22 protein-coding genes are annotated in these 20,403 nt (G+C 37.8%); 16 read left to right on the top strand and 6 right to left on the bottom strand.

Annotated elements, in window-relative coordinates:
* Positions 1-57 precede the first annotated feature (57 nt).
* The 6 genes from L2737_RS15675 to L2737_RS15700 all read left to right on the top strand — a co-directional run bounded on the left by L2737_RS15675 (position 58) and on the right by L2737_RS15700 (position 5,485).
* A complete protein-coding gene (locus L2737_RS15675; RefSeq protein ID WP_248956324.1) occupies positions 58-756 on the top strand; it encodes an aspartate/glutamate racemase family protein in 699 nt (232 codons plus the stop codon).
* 230 nt (positions 757-986) lie between these two features.
* Positions 987-1,460, top strand: a complete 474-nt coding sequence (locus L2737_RS15680) for a VanZ family protein (protein ID WP_248956325.1) — start codon at positions 987-989, stop codon at positions 1,458-1,460.
* Positions 1,461-1,668: 208 nt separating this feature from the next.
* Positions 1,669-2,067: a hypothetical protein gene (locus tag L2737_RS15685; protein ID WP_248956326.1), complete on the top strand. Its 399-nt coding sequence runs from the start codon at positions 1,669-1,671 to the stop codon at positions 2,065-2,067.
* A gap of 115 nt (positions 2,068-2,182) precedes the next feature.
* Positions 2,183-2,725, top strand: coding sequence for a pilus assembly FimT family protein (locus L2737_RS22375; protein WP_283108374.1), 543 nt, complete (start codon positions 2,183-2,185; stop codon positions 2,723-2,725).
* 281 nt (positions 2,726-3,006) lie between these two features.
* Positions 3,007-4,920 carry a S9 family peptidase gene (locus tag L2737_RS15695; RefSeq protein WP_248956327.1) on the top strand — a complete coding sequence of 638 codons (1,914 nt, stop codon included), beginning with the start codon at positions 3,007-3,009 and terminating at the stop codon, positions 4,918-4,920.
* Between the two features lie 148 nt (positions 4,921-5,068).
* A complete protein-coding gene (locus tag L2737_RS15700) occupies positions 5,069-5,485 on the top strand; it encodes a GNAT family N-acetyltransferase (protein ID WP_248956328.1) in 417 nt (138 codons plus the stop codon).
* 109 nt (positions 5,486-5,594) lie between these two features.
* On the opposite strand, the gene rsgA is transcribed toward L2737_RS15700, so the two are convergent.
* Entirely contained in the window at positions 5,595-6,680 is a 1,086-nt protein-coding gene (gene rsgA / locus L2737_RS15705) for a ribosome small subunit-dependent GTPase A (protein WP_248956329.1), read from the bottom strand.
* Positions 6,681-6,954: 274 nt separating this feature from the next.
* Between rsgA and L2737_RS15710 the strand changes: the two genes are divergently transcribed.
* Together L2737_RS15710 and lepB are read left to right on the top strand one after the other, a co-directional pair.
* On the top strand, positions 6,955-8,148 hold the full coding sequence (locus tag L2737_RS15710) for a cation:proton antiporter (RefSeq protein ID WP_248956330.1): 1,194 nt from the start codon (positions 6,955-6,957) through the stop codon (positions 8,146-8,148).
* Between the two features lie 187 nt (positions 8,149-8,335).
* The gene (gene lepB / locus L2737_RS15715) at positions 8,336-9,007 is read left to right on the top strand and encodes a signal peptidase I (protein WP_248956331.1); all 672 of its coding nucleotides are present in this window, start codon (positions 8,336-8,338) and stop codon (positions 9,005-9,007) included.
* Here lepB and L2737_RS15720 read toward each other — a convergent pair.
* From L2737_RS15720 to L2737_RS15730, 3 genes are all read right to left on the bottom strand, one after another.
* A complete protein-coding gene (locus L2737_RS15720; RefSeq protein ID WP_241906368.1) occupies positions 8,993-9,376 on the bottom strand; it encodes a DUF3010 family protein in 384 nt (127 codons plus the stop codon). The two genes, lepB and L2737_RS15720, sit on opposite strands and share 15 nt — an antisense overlap.
* Positions 9,377-9,712: 336 nt before the next feature.
* Entirely contained in the window at positions 9,713-11,071 is a 1,359-nt protein-coding gene (locus L2737_RS15725; protein ID WP_248956332.1) for a sodium-dependent transporter, read from the bottom strand.
* A 251-nt stretch (positions 11,072-11,322) separates the two neighbouring features.
* A complete protein-coding gene (locus L2737_RS15730) occupies positions 11,323-11,796 on the bottom strand; it encodes an Lrp/AsnC family transcriptional regulator (protein WP_102435604.1) in 474 nt (157 codons plus the stop codon).
* Positions 11,797-12,208: 412 nt separating this feature from the next.
* Here L2737_RS15730 and L2737_RS15735 point away from each other — a divergent pair, with 412 nt between their 5' ends.
* The 7 genes from L2737_RS15735 to L2737_RS15765 all read left to right on the top strand — a co-directional run bounded on the left by L2737_RS15735 (position 12,209) and on the right by L2737_RS15765 (position 17,940).
* Positions 12,209-12,499: a hypothetical protein gene (locus L2737_RS15735; protein ID WP_248956333.1), complete on the top strand. Its 291-nt coding sequence runs from the start codon at positions 12,209-12,211 to the stop codon at positions 12,497-12,499.
* A gap of 226 nt (positions 12,500-12,725) precedes the next feature.
* Complete coding sequence (locus L2737_RS15740) at positions 12,726-14,105, top strand: Na+/H+ antiporter NhaC family protein (RefSeq protein WP_248956334.1); 1,380 nt, start codon at positions 12,726-12,728, stop codon at positions 14,103-14,105.
* A gap of 80 nt (positions 14,106-14,185) precedes the next feature.
* Positions 14,186-14,635 carry an NUDIX hydrolase gene (locus L2737_RS15745; RefSeq protein ID WP_248956335.1) on the top strand — a complete coding sequence of 150 codons (450 nt, stop codon included), beginning with the start codon at positions 14,186-14,188 and terminating at the stop codon, positions 14,633-14,635.
* Positions 14,636-14,762: 127 nt separating this feature from the next.
* On the top strand, positions 14,763-15,383 hold the full coding sequence (locus L2737_RS15750; protein WP_248956336.1) for an FMN-binding negative transcriptional regulator: 621 nt from the start codon (positions 14,763-14,765) through the stop codon (positions 15,381-15,383).
* Positions 15,384-15,409: 26 nt separating this feature from the next.
* The gene (locus L2737_RS15755) at positions 15,410-15,886 is read left to right on the top strand and encodes a GNAT family N-acetyltransferase (RefSeq protein WP_248956337.1); all 477 of its coding nucleotides are present in this window, start codon (positions 15,410-15,412) and stop codon (positions 15,884-15,886) included.
* A gap of 171 nt (positions 15,887-16,057) precedes the next feature.
* The gene (locus L2737_RS15760) at positions 16,058-16,531 is read left to right on the top strand and encodes an SET domain-containing protein (protein WP_248956338.1); all 474 of its coding nucleotides are present in this window, start codon (positions 16,058-16,060) and stop codon (positions 16,529-16,531) included.
* Between the two features lie 53 nt (positions 16,532-16,584).
* Positions 16,585-17,940 carry a hypothetical protein gene (locus L2737_RS15765; protein ID WP_248956339.1) on the top strand — a complete coding sequence of 452 codons (1,356 nt, stop codon included), beginning with the start codon at positions 16,585-16,587 and terminating at the stop codon, positions 17,938-17,940.
* 41 nt (positions 17,941-17,981) lie between these two features.
* Here L2737_RS15765 and rrtA read toward each other — a convergent pair whose 3' ends face one another.
* Positions 17,982-18,617 carry a rhombosortase gene (gene rrtA, locus L2737_RS15770; protein WP_248956340.1) on the bottom strand — a complete coding sequence of 212 codons (636 nt, stop codon included), beginning with the start codon at positions 18,615-18,617 and terminating at the stop codon, positions 17,982-17,984.
* A gap of 102 nt (positions 18,618-18,719) precedes the next feature.
* Positions 18,720-19,403 carry a 7-cyano-7-deazaguanine synthase QueC gene (gene queC / locus L2737_RS15775; RefSeq protein WP_229371814.1) on the bottom strand — a complete coding sequence of 228 codons (684 nt, stop codon included), beginning with the start codon at positions 19,401-19,403 and terminating at the stop codon, positions 18,720-18,722.
* A gap of 238 nt (positions 19,404-19,641) precedes the next feature.
* On the opposite strand from queC, the gene queE reads away from it, so the two are divergent.
* Positions 19,642-20,310 (top strand): 7-carboxy-7-deazaguanine synthase QueE, encoded by a 669-nt coding sequence (gene queE, locus L2737_RS15780; RefSeq protein WP_248956341.1) that lies wholly within the window; start codon positions 19,642-19,644, stop codon positions 20,308-20,310.
* Positions 20,311-20,403 lie beyond the last annotated feature (93 nt).

The following is a 20,403-nucleotide window of genomic DNA, read 5'->3' on the forward strand; positions in this document are numbered from 1 at the left end:
AAAGAAACCGGAACCATTTTATATTTGAATTAATTAATCTTCAGGAAATGAAATGAAATGAAAACCATTGGACTATTAGGCGGCATGAGTTGGGAGTCAACTGCTAGTTATTATAAAGCTATCAATGAAGACGTTAACCAACAATTGGGCGGTCTGCATTCAGCTAAAATTAGCTTGTTTAGTGTTGATTTCGATGAGATTGAAAAGCTGCAGTATCAAGGTGACTGGCAGCAAACAGCATCTATCTTGTCTGAAGCTGCTCAACGAGTAGAACAGGCTGGCGCAGATTTTATGTTGATATGTACTAACACCATGCATAAAGTCTATGACGATATCGACGCCGCCATTAATATCCCCATTTTACATATCGCAGATGCAACCGCAGACCGACTTAAGCTTGATAATATTGACACCGTTGGCTTACTTGGAACAGGCTTTACTATGAAGCAAGATTTTTATAAAGGACGCTTAAAGTCCTTGCATGGTATTGATGTCATCGTCCCTCATGATGAGCAGCAAAAAGTTGTTCATGACATTATCTATCGGGAGCTATGTCTAGGAGAGTTTAAGCCGTCTTCTAAAGCCAGTTATCTACAAATTGTCGAGGATTTATTCTCTCGAGGGGCTCAAGCAATCATATTAGGTTGTACTGAAATTGCTTTACTGATTAATCAATCTGACACCGAAATACCACTCTATGATACAACAAGCATTCATGCAGCTGCAGCGGTTAACTATGCGTTAAATCTGAAATAGTAATTTCTTAAATACATGATTTAAGCTAATAAGATTGTCTAGTATCAATCATCGCTTTTTAAGTTAATACATAGCCGGAGAGTGTTAACTCTTTAAGATATGAGACAAGTAAAGTGTTTAGCCGATACAGTTCGTCCACAGGGTGTATTTTAGTTAATGTTTCTTGCGTGATGTTGTCGCCGATTGTAGTCTTGAGATCAAACATGTACCAGGTTAACGAATTCATTTACATGCAAAATACACCAGAGAAATTGCCATTACATAAAATTTCCTTAGACAACTATCATCTCAACTATCATCTCAACTATCGCCAGATAATAAACGTAGCTTGTATTTTAGTTTGTGTGAGTTTCTCTTTGTTTATAGGCTGGATTATTTACCAAGCCAATACAGGTGGAAGTAATGTCTTTTTCGATTTAGTTCGCACTATTCCCTATGGTGATAAAATTGGCCATTTTTGCTTATTTGGTTTGTTGACAACAATGGGATTACTGGCCAGTCGTTTAGCACATTTTAGCTTCAGAAATATTCGCATTTACTATGCTGTTCTAGTCGTCAGTATCTTTGTGTTAGTCGAAGAAATAAGCCAAGGGTTTATTAGTACGAGGACATTTGATTTAAGCGATCTCCTAGCCGATGCCTTGGGTATTACACTATGCTCATTTATCACTATTAAGTTGTTTACACGTTATACTTATTCTTAGCCTCCTAAGGATGAGTAAAAAAGATTGCAAATAGTATTTATATAGTTGATTGTAGCAGTTAATTATTTAATTCAATGTTTTAGTGGTTGATTTTATTTCATCTCAACCAGCTAGTTGTGATTGGCTGAAGACGTATTATTAATAATACTGAAAACCTAAACGGATGTTTAAAAACAGCTATAAATTAGAAGTATTATTGGAATTATTTATGCGCGGCTTATTTGTTATTATCACATTAATTTCGTCTTTCACTGTCCATGCTGAGCAAATCAAACCGTTCACTTCAGATGGATGTAGTGTATTTCCTGATGGAACCTTTAGCCAAAATGAATTGTGGTTATCATGCTGTACTGCTCATGATTACGACTATTGGCAAGGAGGCACTTTTAAGCAACGTCTTGAATCGGACAGACGATTAAAACAGTGTGTAGCAAAAGTGGGTGAGCCTCATATTGCCAATATAATGTTGGCAGGAGTTCGAGTCGGTGGCAGTCCATATTTTCCCACGACTTATCGATGGGGGTATGGCTGGCCTTATCCAAGAGGGTATAAAGCACTTTCTGAGATGGAAATGAAACAGATACAAAAATTAGAGCAAATCAAGTAATTAATTTATGTTATGACTTGTATAAAATGGCTGTTTAAAGCAAGAATATATCTGGGTTTTTAAAGCAAGAATCTGCTAGTTTAAGGTATCTAGGATTCATAATTTGGAGAAGCGTTTGGCTAATCACGTACAACAAGAGCAAGGCTTTACTCTAATTGAATTAGTTGTCGTCATTATAATTCTCGCAGTACTTGCTGTAGTAGCAGCGCCTAAGTTTATCAATTTGAGCAATGATGCTAAAAAGAATTCACTCATCACTATCGGTGGTGCGATGCAAAGTGGACTTGATTTAGTTTATTCACGTGCCGTGATAGAGGGCAAAAACATAGGCGCTGACGTCATTGATATTAATGGCACAGATGTACCTATTTTTAATGGCTATCCTTCAGTGAGAGGTTCAGATAGCTTTGTTGATATTAATGCACAAGTTAAAGCTTGGTTAGACATTGATACCGTTGATCGTGATACCGCCAACGCGAATAGAGATATTGCAGTACTGTTTACCGATAAAGCGTCTTCAGCACAGCAAATATTCATTTTCTTTACTGAAGACTACGATGATAAAAGTGTCACTTTTAAATGCACAGTGTTATATCAAAATCAGCAAGTTCCCACTCCACTAGGGCCAAGTGTCACTGTTGAAACTGATGAATGCTAACCGCAAAGTAATTTAAATTCTCACAGATTTTTTTGTTATAAAGCCTAGTTAAATGTACTGAGCGTTGAGATTCATTTTTACCATGTCTACGAAACTCTATCCTTGAGGGCCATTAAGGCTTAGCAAAAACTAACACACCCACAATAAAATAGAGATTAATCGATAAAGTCGTTAGCGATCATAGTGGGTTAATGTTAGGTTATTTTGTGTTCTATCTCTTGGTAAGGTGTTGAGTTGTCGCTCTATTAAGATGCCAATTTCAAGCTAAATAAGGATATATTATGCTTAAGACATTGATGAGTACTGCTGTCATCGCGTTAGTATTGACAGGTTGCTCTACCGCAAAAAAACAACCAGAGCCGGCTCCACAGATATCCCCTCAAGCTCAAATCAACTTTGAAACTTACACAGCTGAAGAGTTTTATAAAACGACCAGTGTGTTTGGCTCATCTATTAATCATTCCGGAAGTGCGGTTTTGGTAAGTAATGATGATTCAGGGATCTTCAACGCATACAAAGTGCCAGTAGATGGCTCCAAAACAACTCAATTAACGTTTTCCACAGAAGAATCAATTTTTGTTGAATCTTGGTTCCCTAAAGATGATCGCTTTCTTTATAGTGCTGACAAAGGGGGAGATGAATTAAACCATCTATTTGTTAAAGACCTCGAAGGCAATGAAGTAGATTTAACTCCAGGTGAAGGCTTGAAGGCCATGATGTTGTCATGGCATGAAGATGATGATTCGTTTTTTGTTATGACCAATGAGCGTGATGCTAAATATTTTGACGTTTATCAATACAGTACTGCAGACTATAGTCGTAATTTAATTTATAAAAATGAGTCAGGATTTACAGTTGAAAGCATGAGTCCCAATGGTCGTTTTATTGCCTTAAGTAAGAACCACTCTAATAGTAATACTGATTTATATTTGGTTGATTTACGACTAAAAATGAACAAACCTCGCTTAATTACAGAGCATGAAGGTGATGTGTCTTATTATGCTTACACCTTCACCAAAGACAATAAGCAGCTGTTATATGCGACAAATGAGTTTGGGGAATTTAACCAAGCATGGACCTATGATATTGCTACCAGTGAAAGTGAGTTAAATTATAAAGCCGATTGGGATGTAAGTTTCAGTTACTTCTCGAAAGATGGTCGTTATCAAATCACGGGTATCAATGCTGATGCTCAAACTCAATTAACGATTACCGATCACAACAATAATCGTGAACTCTCTTTGCCTACATTACCAAGTGGCGATCTCCGTGGGGTTAACTTTTCACAAGATTCTAAATCAATGGTGTTCTATATCAATTCAGATACTTCACCATCAAATTTATACAGCCATAAAGTTGGTACTGATAAGGTATTGCGTCTGACGAACTCAGGCAATCCAGCCATTAAAGAGCAAAACTTAGTCGCTGGCGAAGTGATTAGATTCAAAAGCTTCGATGGCGTCGAAATTCCGGCTATTTTGTATAAGCCAAAACAAGCTGAATTTTCCAAGGTTCCTGCATTAATTTATATACACGGTGGTCCTGGAGGGCAATCGCGTAAAGGCTACTCAGCTACAGTTCAGCACTTAGTGAATAATGGCTATGCTATTGTAAAAATAAATAATCGTGGTTCAAGTGGCTATGGCAAAACCTTCTTCCATTTAGATGATAAACGTCATGGTGAAGACGATTTACAGGATGTGGTTTACAACAAAAAGTACCTACAAACCCTAGATTGGGTTGATGCTGAAAAAATTGGCGTGATGGGTGGCAGTTATGGCGGTTATTTAACTATGGCTGCAATGGCATTTACCGATGAATTTAAAGTCGGCATTAATATTTTTGGTGTCACCAATTGGGTAAGAACCCTAGAAAGTATTCCGCCTTATTGGGAAGCATTTAGAAAAAGTCTTTATGACGAGCTTGGAGACCCTGCGACTGACAAAGAGCGCTTACATAACATTTCACCAGTATTTTTTGGTCATCAAGTTAAAAGTCCAGTACTTGTTGTACAAGGTGCCAATGATCCAAGAGTGCTAAAAATCGAAAGTGATGAAATGGTCGAGTCTATCCGCTCTGGTGGTACTCATGTTGATTACTTAGTTTTTGATGACGAAGGTCATGGCTTTAGTAAAAAAGAAAATCGCGTCAGTGCTTCAAACAAATACTTGGTCTTTTTGAAAGCATATCTATAACGTTTATCTCTTAAATGACTGAAATGTTAATTAAGCCATTTGTGTAAACAAATGGCTTTTGCATTTATAGCAGTTATAGATTATTTTTAATGATAAAATCAATATAATCATAAGTTTGAATGTGAAAAAACATGTAAGAGGAAAGGATGTGAATATAGAAGTTTTACACTCAGAAGAGTCGAAAATTGTTGATCAACTTGTTGATGGTGTTAGGGAGTTTAATTTTAGCCACATGGGTAATGAAACGTCCAAACCCTTGACTGTAATTATGCGAGATAGCAATAACACAATCGTTGCTGGCATATCTGGGCGAACGATATACCATAAATTTTTAATCAACGTGGTGTGGGTCAGTGATGAATACCGTGGTCAAAGACTCGGATATCAGTTGATGAAGTTAGCTGAACAGGAAGCCAAACAGCAGGGGTGTAAAGCCGCGCAAGTCGATACGTTGGCATTTCAAGCCCCAAACTTTTACCAGAAATGTGGTTTCGAGGTTATTGGAACAGTGCCTGGTTTTGACGGCTGCCCCGAACAGTATTTCCTATTTAAACGTTATGAATAGTAAAGGGAAGCTCGCTGGTTAAATGAATTAAAATACTATTTGGCCAGCAATGGTTTTTAACAGAACTAATAGATTAATTTATTGAGCTAAAAACTTAATTACCACAGCGTTAATAAGTGCCTTTTTTAAAAGAACGCGAGGCTGTTTGCACTGAATTAATCATTTTTCCAAGTGCTTTATCTTTAGCTCTTTTTTGCGCTAACGTCGCGCTATTCATGGCTTGTTCTCGCATTAGTTTCTGGTAGCTAATCAATCGTCTTTGATCAATATCCCCTTTATCTAATGCATTTTGAATCGCGCAACCAGGTTCTGAGTTGTGCTGACAATCTGCAAAGCGGCATTGTGTTGCCAGTTCAGTGATTTCACTAAAGGTTTCACTTACCCCTTGCTCACAAGCACTGAGTTGTAATTCTCGCATGCCGGGTGTGTCTATAATCAAACCGCCTTGGGCGAGGGGTTTCAATGCACGAGATGTTGTGGTGTGTCTCCCTTTACTGTCATCTTCACGGATCCCACTGGTTAATTGAGTATTTACCCCCATTAATCCATTGACTAAGGTAGATTTCCCCACACCAGATGACCCAAGCAATGCAATGGTTTTACCTTGTTTGCAATAACCGCTGAGTTCAATTAAATGGTCTTTATCTAGAGCGTTTAATGCATGAACCATCATAAATGGATCAAGTGACTGTACTTGCTGACGCTTAACATCAGTATCTTCACATTGATCGGCTTTCGTCAGGATTATAATGGGTTCTACTTGCGCTTCTTTTGCTAACGCAAGGTAACGTTCAATTCGGCTTAAATTAAAGTCTTGGTTGAGCGAACAAACAATAAATAAGCTATCCACGTTAGAGGAAATTAGCTGAGTATCGATTTTACTGCCCGGTGCTTTTCGCTGAAACAATGACTGTCTTTCTAGTAACCGTTCAAACTGAAGTTGAGTATTAAATAACAGCCAATCTCCGACACACAGTCTGTCAGTCTGTGTTGCTTGAAGGACTGTTTGGGTTAATGAAAATTGGCCTGAGCCATTCATCACCACAACCCCATTTCGATGGTGTTCAATAACACGTCCTGCATATAGCTTTTCATTAAGATTTTCTACAGACAATAACTCAAGTTCATTGAGCGACAATTGTTGTTGAAAAAATGGTCGCCAGCCAAGTTGTGCTAATGATGTTTGAGAGTTCATATTGAAGACCTTGCAAATCTTTATGGTTATTTAGCTCGAAGACGGGCTGTAAATTATCAACGTGTTTTAAGCGATGACGAAATTGATGGAGAGATTTTAGCAAGAACTAACAAAAGGGGATTGTACAAATACGACAATTTATAATATTGGTTTAATTATCTCATCTAGATAATCTCTACTTGCTAGAAATTTAATAAACACGGTATTGTTAATGATTAATTAAATTTAGATGATGCAATGAATTGCGTTAGCGCCTCGATATGGAGATTGAGTCATGTATTTAGAATTAGCGATATTAGCTGTTTTCGCTTTTAGCTACAGTTTAATTGCAGGCCGAGTCGAGCGATCGATGATATCTGGCCCTATGGTGTTTGTTGTCGTGGGTTTCATACTGGGACCGTCAGCTTTTGGCTGGTTGGGCAATGAACTCGGTAATTCAGCTATGCGGGTGTTTGCCGATTTAACCTTGGCTGTAGTGTTATTTTGTGATGCCTCAAACAGTAATTTATCGATATTAAAACAGCATATTAATATTCCGACACGGATGCTGCTATATGGGCTTCCAGGTGCCATTGGGTTAGGTTTTATTGCTGGTTATCTACTGTTTCCCAATTTATCTCTATTTGAACTCGCTGCGTTGGCAACCATGTTAGCTGCAACCGATGCCGCCTTAGGTAAAGCTGTGGTTTCCAGCCCTGTAGTGCCTGCAAAAATTCGTGAAGGTCTCAATATTGAAAGTGGCTTAAATGATGGGATTTGTGTACCTATTTTATTTGTATTTCTTGCGCTTGCTGGTGGCAGTATTGCAGAAGGGCAAGTATCCCATTTAGCAATGACCTATTTAGCTGAAGAATTAGGCATTGGTTTAGCGGTGGGGTTATCAGCAAGCTTTATCGCATCAAAGTTAATCAGATACAGTTATAAGAAAAATTGGATCACTGAGGCTTGGAGCCAAAACATTGTCTTAAGTTTAGCGCTATGTTGTTTTGCTATTTCTCAACAATTGGAGGGGAGTGGTTATATTGCTGCGTTTTCTGGTGGGTTGTTGTTTGGATACTTGATGAAAGACGTCAAACATAAATTGATATTACCCACAGAAGGTATTGGCGAAATTCTCGCATTACTGACTTGGTTGTTATTTGGTGCCATTGTCATTGGCAATGCTATTGAAACGTTTACTTGGACGATGCTTCTGTATGCTCTACTAAGTTTAACTGTTGTTAGAATGATACCTATCTTTATATCTTTGGGGCGAAGAGGTGAGAATGTCCCCTCAAGATTATTTTTAGGCTGGTTTGGACCCCGCGGTTTAGCATCCATTGTGTTTGTTATCATCATGCTTGATCGTGATTTGCCGGGTGGTGACTTTATTGCGATGACAGTTATTTGTACTGTTTTTATCAGTCTTATTGCTCATGGCGCGTCAGCAAATATATTAGCTAAATGGATCAGCACGCGGGTCAAATAAACGCATAGAAAGGGAAGTGTCAGCTTCCCTGTATGCATTTCTATATTTGGCATAATAATGCCACACTTCTGCTTAATTAAATTCGCACATCATATTGAAGATTAAACATCATTTAAACTCACTGTTGTATTGCATTCCATTTCGCTAATCTACAAGTGAATTTGTTATTTAATAAAATGGAGTTTATATGACGAACAGGATTATAAAAGCGATTAAAGCTAATAAATCGATATTGTTATTTATTATCTTAATGAGTGTTTTTAGAAGTGCCGTTGCAGATTGGTATACTGTGCCGTCAGGTTCAATGAAACCGACAATCATCGAAGGTGATAGGTTATATGCTGATAAAATGGCTTATGATTTACGAGTACCTTTTACGCACATTTCGCTTTATAAGATTGCAGATCCTCAGCGCGGCGATATTATTATTTTCGAATCTACAGCTGCTGATAATAGACTGGTTAAACGTGTCATTGGCATACCAGGGGATGTCATTGCATTGACGGATAATGTGCTCAGCATTAATGGAAAGACATTAGCCTATCAACCAATAAGTGCAACTGATTCATCCGAGGACAAAATTGAGCAGTTATTTTCTGAAACTAGCACGGTTAACCATTTCGTTCGTAACAGTAATAGTGGCTCTAGGCTTTCAAATTTTTCTGAGGTTACCGTACCAGAAGGTCATTACCTAGCACTAGGCGATAACCGTGATCATAGTTCTGATTCTCGAGTGATTGGTTTTGTACCTAGAGATGAAATCATAGCCAAAACATCCAGTGTAGTAATGTCATTTGACTATGATAATTACTACATTCCACGTTCAGAGCGCTTTTTACATAGCTTAATTGAGGGCTAGTGCTTCATAAGCCAGATCATAAGCTTTGCCCAAGTCGACTGTTTTAGGTTTGGCTGACTTATGATCTGCTTCACGCTTATCGGTAGCTCTTAATGTTGCTGGATGCACAAAATCTATTTCACAATTTAATGTAGCTAATATGGCGCCTTCTAATAAAAAAGTTCCCGCACCACCAGCTCCTTGACCTGTGGTAGAGCGTCGATTAATCACCGCTTTATTGATGTTGTTGGCGTTACAATAGTCCATAATTTGTTGTACTAGTTCTTTCACATCTTTTTGCTCAGGGTGCTTATTCAAAGCGAGCTTATTGAATTTAGCATTAACCATTTCATGACAGGTTCTGCTGCCCGTTAAAGTTACTATTCGCATTTCATTAGCTTTAAGCATGATGCCCATCACATTCATTAGATGATTCTCTTTTGTTTTTTATTAATAATTCAATGCCTTATGTAAACTAATGACATTATTACTATACTGGGATAGTTTAATTTATCATAATACTGTTTATTTATACAGTATTGTGTGTAACCTGATTTGTAGATGTGAAATGGGAAGTGTAAATCGCTTATATTTTACAGTGATAAAAAAGGCCATGTCGTCATGGCCTTTGTGTGATTGATTATTGTTTTAAAAAGATCCCTTTACAGAATCAATGTTTAATAACGACTTTGCAGATGAACCCCTCGCTTACAGATAAGCTTCTAGCTAACCAATAAATAATTGTAGAATTATCACTGTTATTAATAGCGGACAAATATACTTAACGTAGACAGGCCATAAGCGCCAAAAAAAGCTATCTGGGTTAACAGAATCCTGCTGCGCAATATCTTCCATTAACTTATTTCTATGCCAAACCCAACCCATGAATATCGCAATACCTAAAGCTATTAAAGGCTGTGCTCGCTCTGTTGTTAAGGTAATGATGAGTCCGAATAATGCACTAAAGTTAAACACAATGATGCTGGCCATGATGGCGATAAAGACGCCGACAACTAACGTCGCTTTGTTGCGGTTTAATGATGTCTTTTCGACGATATAGCTGGTGGGCACTTCAGCAATCGACATAGCAGAAGTTAATCCGGCAATGGTCATTAACGTAAAAAACACGATAGCGATAATATATTGACTGATGCCACCAAAAGAGTCGAATAATGCAGGTAGAACACTAAACACAAGGGTATCTGAGTTGAGTAAGCTGCCATCGTCGGCAAATATTTGAACGCCATTGTGTTGCGCCACGTACATTGCTGGAATAATCATTAGCGCAGCAAGAAAAGCTACCATGGTGTCAGTTAACGTCACGTAAGCAGTTAATTGGCCGATGTTCTCTTGTTTATTTAGATAGGCGCCATAAACCATCATCGCTCCTGTTCCCACAGTTAATGAGAAGAAGGTTTGTCCTAAGGCACCAATTAATACATCAGCATTAAATATCATTGAAAAGTCAGGAACTAATAATACCTTTAAACCTTGCATTGCCCCTGGCTGAGTTAAGATATAAACCGCCCCTAACACCAGCATTATCAGCAACAATGGCATTAAACGCTTAGACCAACGCTCGATACCTTTTTGGATCCCTTGTCGGATCACTAGAACAACTAACGCGATAAACACTAAAGAAAAGACTAAGTTCCTTGAAACTGAAAACTCGGTAAACCAGTTTGCAATATCAGGTTGGTCTGCCATTTGTGCAATGGGTGCTAGCGCAAAACTGACAAACCAGCCAGAAAGAATACTGTAAAAGGTACAAATCAGTGTTGCTGTGATAATCGAAATCATACCGATCGTTTTACCGATCTGCTTTGATATTGCAGAATTGCCCAGTTTTGCCATGGCATCTGCAGGGTTAGTCTGCCCATGACGACCCACCATTAACTCAGCCATCAACATTGGGTAACCCAGTAGGATAATGAGCAACACATATACGAGTAAAAATGCGCCACCGCCGTGGGTTGCTGCTTGTGTTGGGAATCCCCAAATATTACCTACACCGACAGCAGATCCTGCTGCGGCCATAATAAAACCGATTCTTGAACTAAAATGTCCGTTTGCTTGTGCACTCATGATGGCTCTCTGATGAGGATGAAAATATAAAGAGCGCGCATCATAGTGTTTTATTGACGTGGTGCAATGGTTTTATATTGCTGGATTAATACCTGTGGCGATATTTAATTGCTGTATATAAAGGGTGTATAGAAAATTGATGTGATATATTTACATATATTGAAATATATTTTCGTTATAACAACCAGGAAGGTTTGCTGGCGCAATTTAATATATTTATACAGATTGGCACAAACTTGATATAGCGCACATTAACTGATGGGAATGGCTGTGCTACTTTTCACTTTTTTAAGTACAAAGCTTGAATGGATCCCCGCTATATGTGGGTTTGTCGTGAGTTTATCCAGTAAGAATACTTTGTAATGCTGCATGTCTTTGACTAACACTTTAAGGTGATAGTCAGCTTCACTGCCGGTGATTAAACTGCATTCTTGAACTTCTTCATAATTAATAATATCGGCTTCAAATGCCTCTAATATGTCACTGGCGTGTTTTTCTAAGCGGATTTGAATGTACACCGTTAAGGCTAGGTTGAATTGTTCTGCATTTAATAGTGTTGCGTAACCTGCAATAAAACCAGCATCCTCTAAAGCTTTAACTCTACGAGAACACGGAGAAGGCGATAACCCCACATTGATTGCTAATTCTTGATTGGATAAGCGCCCATGGCGTTGTAGCGCTGAGAGAATCGCGAAATCAATTTTGTCTAAGGTGAGTTGTGTCATGGTGCTCCTAGTAAGGTTCTCGATAATTGGCAATCCGACAATCACAGATAACTTAGCAAGCAAGATAAAAAATTACATAGAATTATAATCCTCATGACGTGTGAAGTAACGACTTCTTATGCTGTAGACATAAAAAAACACCCGAAGGTGTTTTTGATACTTCCATCATGTTTAGCAATCACTGTGTTAAAAATCGCAAATTCAACGTAGGGCGAATGAGGCAGGAAAGGGGATATCTCATTCGTTTATTTTACTCAAAGTATTAATAATTAATAATCCATAATTAACAATCACGGTTGTCTATTGTCCAACTAGAATGGCTTTAGAGCTTATACAACCAAGGTTTACAAAGGACTATCCAGCTAATCACTTTGAACGCTTGGCAGATGGCTTAAGCAATCAGGGGCTATATTTGGGGCCTGAAATTGAAAAATCTTTAGCTTATAGTGCGTCTAATATTGCTTTGTCACTTCAACAAGGTGAACAACAACAAAATGTAGTGGGAGAGCACCCATGTGATTTGCCACAAAACCCTTTGTATTGGTTAGTAAATCATTTAAGTGAAAGAGGGATTAGTTTGCAAGCTGGCCAAGCAATCATTACTGGTTCGTATTATGGTGTGGTTAAAATGGCACTAGATGTACCTCTTAAACTCGAATACGGCGGTTTAGGGCGCTTTGATGTGACGTTTATTGCTCGTTAAATTCCACGTTTCAATAAGAACAAACCTATAACCTTGACTGTTTATTCAGTTACCTGCGATATGGTGACTGCTTATTCAGTCATGATGAATTATTCATAGTTGATTTCTTTGTCAAAAATTCTTATTTTATTTGCTGTTTATGTTTTATTTTTGTTGACTCCAAGACATAACGACATTATTTTGCATCTCCATTTTTCAAAATCAAATTTAAACAAGGAAAGACGTCATGACAGAGCCATCTGCGATCAGCTTGATCCCGCCTGTGGTTGTTTTGATATTAGCAATTATATTAAGAAGACCTATTCTCGCTTTGGTGATAGGTGCTGTTGTGGGTTTATTGATGCTTGAGCCAGCAGAAGCATTAAAAAACTTTTCAGAAATATCACTTAAAGTCATGGCAGATGAAACCATCGGCTGGCTTATTTTAGTGTGTGGTACTTTTGGTGCTTTGATTGCTTTATTGGTTAGAACGGGCGGTGCATTTGCCTTTGGTAAAAATGCACTGAAAGTCGCCAAAGGCCCTAAATCGTCTTTGATGATGACGTTTGTATTGGGTGTTGCCATATTCATTGATGATTATTTGAATGCGCTTACAGTGGGTGAAACCATGAAGCGAGTGACTGACAAGTTTCGAATTTCTCGTGAAATGCTAGCGTATGTTGTTGATTCAACTGCTGCGCCAATATGTGTATTAGTGCCATTGTCAACTTGGGCAGTATTTTTTGGTGGCTTGTTGGTAGACAATGGCATTGCAGAAACGGGGCAAGCAATCAGTGTATATATGTCAGCGATACCTTATATGCTGTATGCCTGGGTTGCTGTCATTATGGTGCCGCTGGTTATTTTAGGTATTATTCCTTTAATTGGGCCGATGAAAAAAGCTGAGTTAAAAGCACGCCAAGGTATTGGGATCCCTGTCGATGAATCTGCGGATATCCAAACCAGTAATGATTACGCTGTTAAAGCGATGGAAGATGAATTTAAAACTGCTGATCACCAAGGGAAACTACATAATTTTCTAGTGCCGATAATCATGTTGGTAGGCTTTACTGTGTATTTTGACATTGATGTCTGGTTAGGTTTATTAGCAACAATGGTGATAACTATTCCTTATTACGCAGTACAAAAGCTCATGCCATTTGCAGAGATGATGGAGCAAATGATTGATGGCTTTAAAAGTATGCTGCCTGCAATCGGCACCGTTATCGCAGCATTTATTTTCAAAGATGTATGCGATCAATTATTGCTACCGCAATTTGTCATTGAAAGCTTAAGCCCATATATGACAGCGCAGCTGTTACCGGCTGTGGTATTTATTGCTATGGCGATACTTGCGTTTGCTACTGGGTCTAGCTGGGGAATTTTTGCAGTTTCTATTCCGATTGTTATGCCATTAGCACAAGCTGTTAATGCTGATATTCCTTTGGTGATTGGCGCACTATTATCAGCTTCATCTTTTGGTAGCCAGGCTTGTTTTTATAGTGATTCGACTGTACTTGCAGCGCAAGGTGCAGGGTGTAACTTGGTGAGTCATGCTGTTACTCAGCTACCTTATACACTGATTGCAGCGGCCATTACTTTCGTTGGGTTTATTGTTATCGCGTAACTTGTGGTTTTATTAAAACCTGTTTACTAAACCAGTGCTAGTCACTGGTTTTTTATTGTTATTTAAGGGATTATTTAACGATGTTGAATTTAATTATCAATGACAACGACAAAAGTAACGAACAAGGATTCACTGGTTGTAAATTGGCATTGTTTTATAACGAGCAATTAGTGGTTTATCGACGTGATAATATCAGTTCAATTCCGTTTGCAAATATGTGGGACTTTCCTGGGGGTGGGCGTGAAGGAAATGAAACGCCTGAACAATGTGTGTTACGTGAATTGCATGAAGAATTTTCTATTGCATTACCTACTGAGAGATTGATATATAAACAACAAGCCATTAATCAAACATCTGATGGTATTTCATACTTCTTTGTTGCACAGGCGACACAGCTAGAGATTGAGTCGATTCACTTTGGAGATGAAGGTCAATATTGGCAATTAATGTCGATTGAAGAATATATGAATGACAAAGATGCCATTTTGCCATTACAGCAGCGTTTGGCTTGTTACTTAGAGACTAAATAACTTGAACTTAGCTAGGTAAGATTATTTATTCAAAGGATAAGTATTAAGATAAAAAGTTAACCTAAACACGTAGCATAGGAAGTTTATATAAGCTTTTTATTTAAGCTTTTTTATAGCAGGGAGCAATATGTATATACCTAAGAATTTAAAAATGGAATCACTTGAACAGATCCATGACTTTATAGATGAATTCAGCTTTGCCATTTTAACCACTCAAGATTTAACTGCATCACATCTCCCTTTATTATTAAAACGTGATGAAGGAAAACTAGGCACTTTATATGGTCATCTTGCTAAAGCGAATAGTCATTGGAAAGCGTTTGATACCCAAGCTATTTTAGCGGTCTTTTCTGGTCCTCATGGCTATATTTCTCCCACATGGTATGACAGTTATCCAGCGGTGCCGACCTGGAATTATGCTGCCGTACATGTAAAGGGGCATATAAGCCTAACAAGCAGCGAAGAGATCTTACAAATCCTTTCAGACACGATTCAATATTATGAACCGTCATTAGCTGAAAGTGGCGGTTTTATTCCTGAGGAATATAAGCAAAAACTCGCTAAAGCCATCGTGGGTTTTAAAATTGAAATTACCCATGTTGAGGGAAAACTGAAACTAGGCCAGCATCGCTCAGAGGCTGATCAACAAGGTGTATTAAATGGCTTAGCAAAGTCGTCAAGGATGGATGATAAAGCCTTACTTGCTTATACAAAGAGCCTGATTGAACATTCTGTAAATAAAACCTAATGACTAATTGTGTAAGGCGTGATGGCATGGATAAAAGAGGCAGTGATAGAAAAGACCTCCAAGTGAAAGGGTTTAAAATTAGCACGGATAAAGAAGATATTGATATCAACATCCTTCATCAATTTCTTACTCACTCCTATTGGGCTAAAGATATTCCGATGGCCGTGTTACAAAAAGCGATAGAGCATTCAAGTTGTTTTAGCGTGCTAACTGAATCAAATCAACAAGTCGGTTTTGCAAGATTAATTACGGACCATGCAACTTTTGGTTATTTAGCGGATGTGTTTGTTGTTGATGAACACAGGGGGAAAGGTTTAAGCAAATGGCTGATTGACTCGATTGTTAATCACAAAGATGTAATTGGTCTTCGAAGAATGATGCTTGCTACAAGTGATGCCCATAAACTCTATGCTCAGTTTGGTTTTTTGCCAATAACAAATCCTGAGATTCTGATGCAAATTTGGCGGCCCACTATATACCAACAAGAAAATACCGGTAATTGACATTGAAATGCGCACCTCGCTGCTATTAATGACATATTTTAATGGTTCGAAATTCTTTTGACGAATATTTTTTGTTGTTCTAAAGTGCTGATATTTCAAAGTATAGAATGATAAGTTAAAGTAATCTTTTCTCCTTTGAAATTATGTTAATCCACTATTATAGGTTTCTTTATGTCAGTTTCCGATGCCGGTGATAAAACCCAAGAACTTAACTTTGTAAAAGCAGCAACGCTTAATACCATCGCTAAGACAGATATTAAACAAAGTGAATTACACGGATTTGGTTTATTTGCCACAGATTTATTAAAAGAAGAACAGATACTGTATCTTTTTGACGGGCAGGTGGTTTCAATTTCCGATTACCAAAAAATTGAGCAGTTAATGGCGCAAGAAATTGAGCCATATAAAAATTATATTTTTATGGAGTGTAACTACCTCAACAACACAACGTTGCTGGTACGTAATTTCAGAACTAAATATAGCTATATAAACCATTCAAGAACCCCTAATACCGAAATTAGATATCACCCTATGCGTCTAGTCACTCTTCGAGATATTCAAGCTAATGAAGAGCTCACGATTGATTACCGTAAAGAGCAACTATCTGATGACTATTTAACTCATCCCGAAAAGCAATTTTTATAGCAGCCTTAAATATCGGCAGTATTAATCACAAAAAACCATAATAAGAATTTAAAATGCCCAAATTACGTGTCATGTATGTTCAACCTATAGAGGTTGATGCAGAGCAGTATGAACAACTTATTAGTAAAAAAAGCCGAATTGGCCGCTTAATTGGTACATTCGATAAGAATGATTTTAAAGTTGAATGGTTACAGCAATTTAATAAATTACATCGTGATTTATCCAATTATAAAAGTATCTATGGTAACCAAGACTCTAAAGTGTCTAATGAGCTGCTTAAGCAGGACTTAACGCAAAAACAATTCCTAGTGAATGGCCAACATGATATCAGTGAGTATCTTGATCTAGATAACACCACCTATGAGCTGGTTTTTGACCAACGTTTTTTCAATTTTGTGCTGGTGGTAGAGCTACATTTTGATATACCTGATGGGCAACTAGAAACTTTATTATCTACAGAGTTAATTGAAGGAGGAGTCGACTTTTACAACACATTGAGGAATCTATTGGTTAAAGAACACGATGACTCATCACTGAGTGAGTGGGGTAATGCTGTTCGATTAACTGTATGTAAACAGATCCAAGCAATCAGTCATATCTCATTAAGAAGTAGCACTCGACCTCTTGCCTACATTGGTAACAATTCTGGAAACATTACTTTTTTTGTGGATGAATCACCGCAAAATAAAGCAGTGAAACAACAGTTTTTAAGCTGCAATGCCATTGCTGAAAGGGTTAAAGGTAATAACACAACGATTATTGACAATGATTGCGTGCACTATGCTTTTTTTAGTCGCTTTCACACCATTATTACCAAAGATATTGGTCGATATTATCGTTTTGCACCAATACAACATCATATACAGTCGACTTGGTACTACGTGAGTTTTTATAGTCGTGTGCTAGATAAGTTAAATAGTCATATCTTAGCTAATAACACGAAGAAAACATTAAGCTCCAAACGGAACGTTATTGATGAATATATTAATAAAATTGAGTTGTTACGAATGAACAATGAAAATTTTAAGCTAGCTATAGAATCTGATAATGAAGACGTTTACCAGAAAATTGAGTCTAAATGGAATGTTGAAAGTAGTTTAGAGCATGCAAAAACATACGTGAGCTTTTTTAAGGACTATTTAGAAAGAGCTTATGCTAGAAAAGCAGAACAGTCGAATAAACGCCAAAACCAAATTTTGTTTACTATTTCCTGTATCCAGATTTTAGGCCTCATTAGCATATGGAGTGACTACCTAGGCCTGAATAAAATTGAGCAATTTATCAATTCCACGGGGATTCATCAGGGCTCTAGTGTTGATACTGTACTGCAGATAAATACTTGGTTGCCTATCGGTTTGATTGGGGTACTTGTTTTATTAATAATGCTGGCTTACGTCAATAAAGAGTAAACCGGAAATGGGAGCTTGGCTCCCATTTAAATTTTTTAATGCTAACCTGAAACCAATTTCTGATGTTTGAAAAACCTGATAAGAGGCAACCAAACAAGACCACAAAGTAATCCGCTAAGTACACCAATGAAGTGTGACTCAGTGGCGACTCTTGCGTTAATCAGTGAGCTAACACTTTCACTCGCGCCAAAGTACATTTCATAAGCCACTTTAAGACAGACTCCGACGAGTAATAAGTAGCCTGAAATATACCCTTTTCGGATGTCTAATAACGCGCCAAAGGTAAATAAGCCGTGCAGTAGACCACTTAAACCGACGTATCCTTTAAGTTCTGGATAAAAGAAGTACAAACCTAGGCCTTCAAGAATACATAAACTGAAAAACAATCCCATAAACTTGCTAGCATGACCTTTGTAGTGCATCTCATGTAAAAACAAAATGACCCAAAAACCAGCTAAGTTCATTAGCAAATGCCATAGGTTAGTATGGAGTAAGTTGCCAGTCGCAATCCGCCATAGTTCACCAGCAGCGATATTGTCGTAACGATAACTGAGCAAAGCATCAATGTTTATGTTTGCCATTGGTGTCATCGTTGAGACAAATAACACAGTGCAAATGACACTGATTACTATTGCGAAATAGTAGGTTCCTGCACTGCTGTTGCGGCTTCTTGGCATAGTAAAAATCCATTTAAATTGAGTCATAGTGTTAATTGTAGCTAAGAATAAATTTTAATCTTTGATAACGATTCTGATTAGAATCAAATAATTCGAATAACGTTATTGCTTAGACTCTAAAGACGCCATCACAGTAGATTTATTACTAAGATAATCATCCAACCCACGTTGACGTAATAAACACGCAGGGCAGTCTCCGCAGCCACTGCCTTTAATGCCGTTGTAACAAGTGAGCGTTTCTTCAGTGACTAATGATAACGAGTGGTACTTATCTGCCAGTGCCCAAGTCTCAGCTTTGTTTAGCCACATTAATGGTGTCACAATTTTAAGTGGCTTATCCATACCTAATGCCAGTGATTGTTGCATGGACTTAATAAATTCATCGCGACAATCTGGGTAACCCGAGAAATCGGTTTCACAAACGCCCGTGATAATGGCGTCGCAACCTAGCTGATACGCATAAATACCAGCAAGAGTTAAGAACAAAATATTTCTACCTGGGACAAACGTACTTGGTAGACCGTTTTCCATAAGTTCATGTGAGACTGGAATTGAATCTCGAGTTAACGCTGAAATAGCGAGCTCGTTCAATAAGCTGACATCCATGACCTTGTGACTGGCGATATTAAGCTGTTTAGCTAATGATTGAGCTATTTCAATCTCTTGACGATGACGTTGACCATAGTCAAAGGTTATTGCATGAACTTCATCATATTCTGTCATTGCCTGTATTAGGCACGTTGTGGAATCTTGACCACCACTAAAAACAACGATTGCTTTTGACATAAAATCTCACTGTAAAACTCATATCGGCTCGTTATTAAACAAACTGAACCTCAGTTGTTTAAGAATGACTCGCTATTAGTTTGAAAAATACATTATCCCGCTATTTTATCTTATTGCAGCAAGCTATAGCAAAAACTTGCAGCTACATTGAAAATCATCTATAAATGCGCCCTCGAAACAAAACATACTCTTTATATAGCAGATGATTATCTGCACTTTTTAAAAGTAAGGCATTTACATGAATTATCCAGTAAACGAAGTGTTTGAAACAATCCAAGGCGAGGGAACGTTTACTGGCGTACCAGCGATTTTTGTTCGTCTTCAAGGCTGTCCTGTAGGGTGTTCCTGGTGTGATACCAAGCAAACCTGGGAAGTGCTAGCTGAAAACAACGTCTCACAAGAACAAGTTATTCAAGTTGATGGCACTATCGGCCGCTGGTCAGAACATAATGCATCAAGCCTTATTAATGCCTTTAAAGCGAAAGGTTTTACCGCAAAGCATATTGTTCTAACGGGCGGTGAACCATGTTTATATGATTTATCAGCATTAACCAATGAATTGATTGACGCAGGTTACGATATACAAATTGAAACCAGTGGCACATTTGATGTGGTTTGTCATAAAGACGTTTGGGTTACCGTATCGCCAAAAGTGAACATGAAGGGTGGTTATGCCGTACTTGATCAAGCATTAATGCGTGCAAATGAGATAAAACATCCTATAGCAACTCAAAAACATATCGATGAATTGGATGAATTGTTAAACCCAATAGATACCACAGGTAAAACCATTTGTTTGCAACCAATCAGTCAAAAGCCAAGAGCGACTGAACTTGCGATGAAAACCTGTATTGCACGTAATTGGCGATTATCAATCCAAACACATAAGTATTTAGATATTGATTAATAAGTTGTACAAGAGAACTTCACGTTAAGTTACTCAGCATTCTGATTATAAAAAAAACCGCTATTAAGCGGTTTTTTTATGCAAACTAATCAG

It is taken from the genome of Shewanella electrodiphila (genome assembly GCF_023283985.1).
GTDB lineage: Bacteria > Pseudomonadota > Gammaproteobacteria > Enterobacterales > Shewanellaceae > Shewanella > Shewanella electrodiphila.

Excerpts from the sequence above, each read along its gene's own strand:
- L2737_RS15710 (WP_248956330.1), top strand. The coding sequence starts at position 6,955 with ATGTATTTAGAATTAGCGATATTAGCTGTTTTCGCTTTTAGCTACAGT.
- lepB (WP_248956331.1), top strand. The coding sequence starts at position 8,336 with ATGACGAACAGGATTATAAAAGCGATTAAAGCTAATAAATCGATATTG.
- L2737_RS15765 (WP_248956339.1), top strand. The coding sequence starts at position 16,585 with ATGCCCAAATTACGTGTCATGTATGTTCAACCTATAGAGGTTGATGCA.
- queE (WP_248956341.1), top strand. The coding sequence starts at position 19,642 with ATGAATTATCCAGTAAACGAAGTGTTTGAAACAATCCAAGGCGAGGGA.
- L2737_RS15720 (WP_241906368.1), bottom strand. The coding sequence starts at position 9,376 with ATGCGAATAGTAACTTTAACGGGCAGCAGAACCTGTCATGAAATGGTT.
- L2737_RS15745 (WP_248956335.1), top strand. The coding sequence starts at position 14,186 with ATGTTGAATTTAATTATCAATGACAACGACAAAAGTAACGAACAAGGA.
- rrtA (WP_248956340.1), bottom strand. The coding sequence starts at position 18,617 with ATGCCAAGAAGCCGCAACAGCAGTGCAGGAACCTACTATTTCGCAATA.
- L2737_RS15725 (WP_248956332.1), bottom strand. The coding sequence starts at position 11,071 with ATGAGTGCACAAGCAAACGGACATTTTAGTTCAAGAATCGGTTTTATT.
- rsgA (WP_248956329.1), bottom strand. The coding sequence starts at position 6,680 with ATGAACTCTCAAACATCATTAGCACAACTTGGCTGGCGACCATTTTTT.
- L2737_RS15760 (WP_248956338.1), top strand. The coding sequence starts at position 16,058 with ATGTCAGTTTCCGATGCCGGTGATAAAACCCAAGAACTTAACTTTGTA.
- L2737_RS15685 (WP_248956326.1), top strand. The coding sequence starts at position 1,669 with ATGCGCGGCTTATTTGTTATTATCACATTAATTTCGTCTTTCACTGTC.
- queC (WP_229371814.1), bottom strand. The coding sequence starts at position 19,403 with ATGTCAAAAGCAATCGTTGTTTTTAGTGGTGGTCAAGATTCCACAACG.
- L2737_RS15695 (WP_248956327.1), top strand. The coding sequence starts at position 3,007 with ATGCTTAAGACATTGATGAGTACTGCTGTCATCGCGTTAGTATTGACA.
- L2737_RS15750 (WP_248956336.1), top strand. The coding sequence starts at position 14,763 with ATGTATATACCTAAGAATTTAAAAATGGAATCACTTGAACAGATCCAT.
- L2737_RS15675 (WP_248956324.1), top strand. The coding sequence starts at position 58 with ATGAAAACCATTGGACTATTAGGCGGCATGAGTTGGGAGTCAACTGCT.
- L2737_RS15740 (WP_248956334.1), top strand. The coding sequence starts at position 12,726 with ATGACAGAGCCATCTGCGATCAGCTTGATCCCGCCTGTGGTTGTTTTG.
- L2737_RS15680 (WP_248956325.1), top strand. The coding sequence starts at position 987 with ATGCAAAATACACCAGAGAAATTGCCATTACATAAAATTTCCTTAGAC.
- L2737_RS15755 (WP_248956337.1), top strand. The coding sequence starts at position 15,410 with ATGGATAAAAGAGGCAGTGATAGAAAAGACCTCCAAGTGAAAGGGTTT.
- L2737_RS15730 (WP_102435604.1), bottom strand. The coding sequence starts at position 11,796 with ATGACACAACTCACCTTAGACAAAATTGATTTCGCGATTCTCTCAGCG.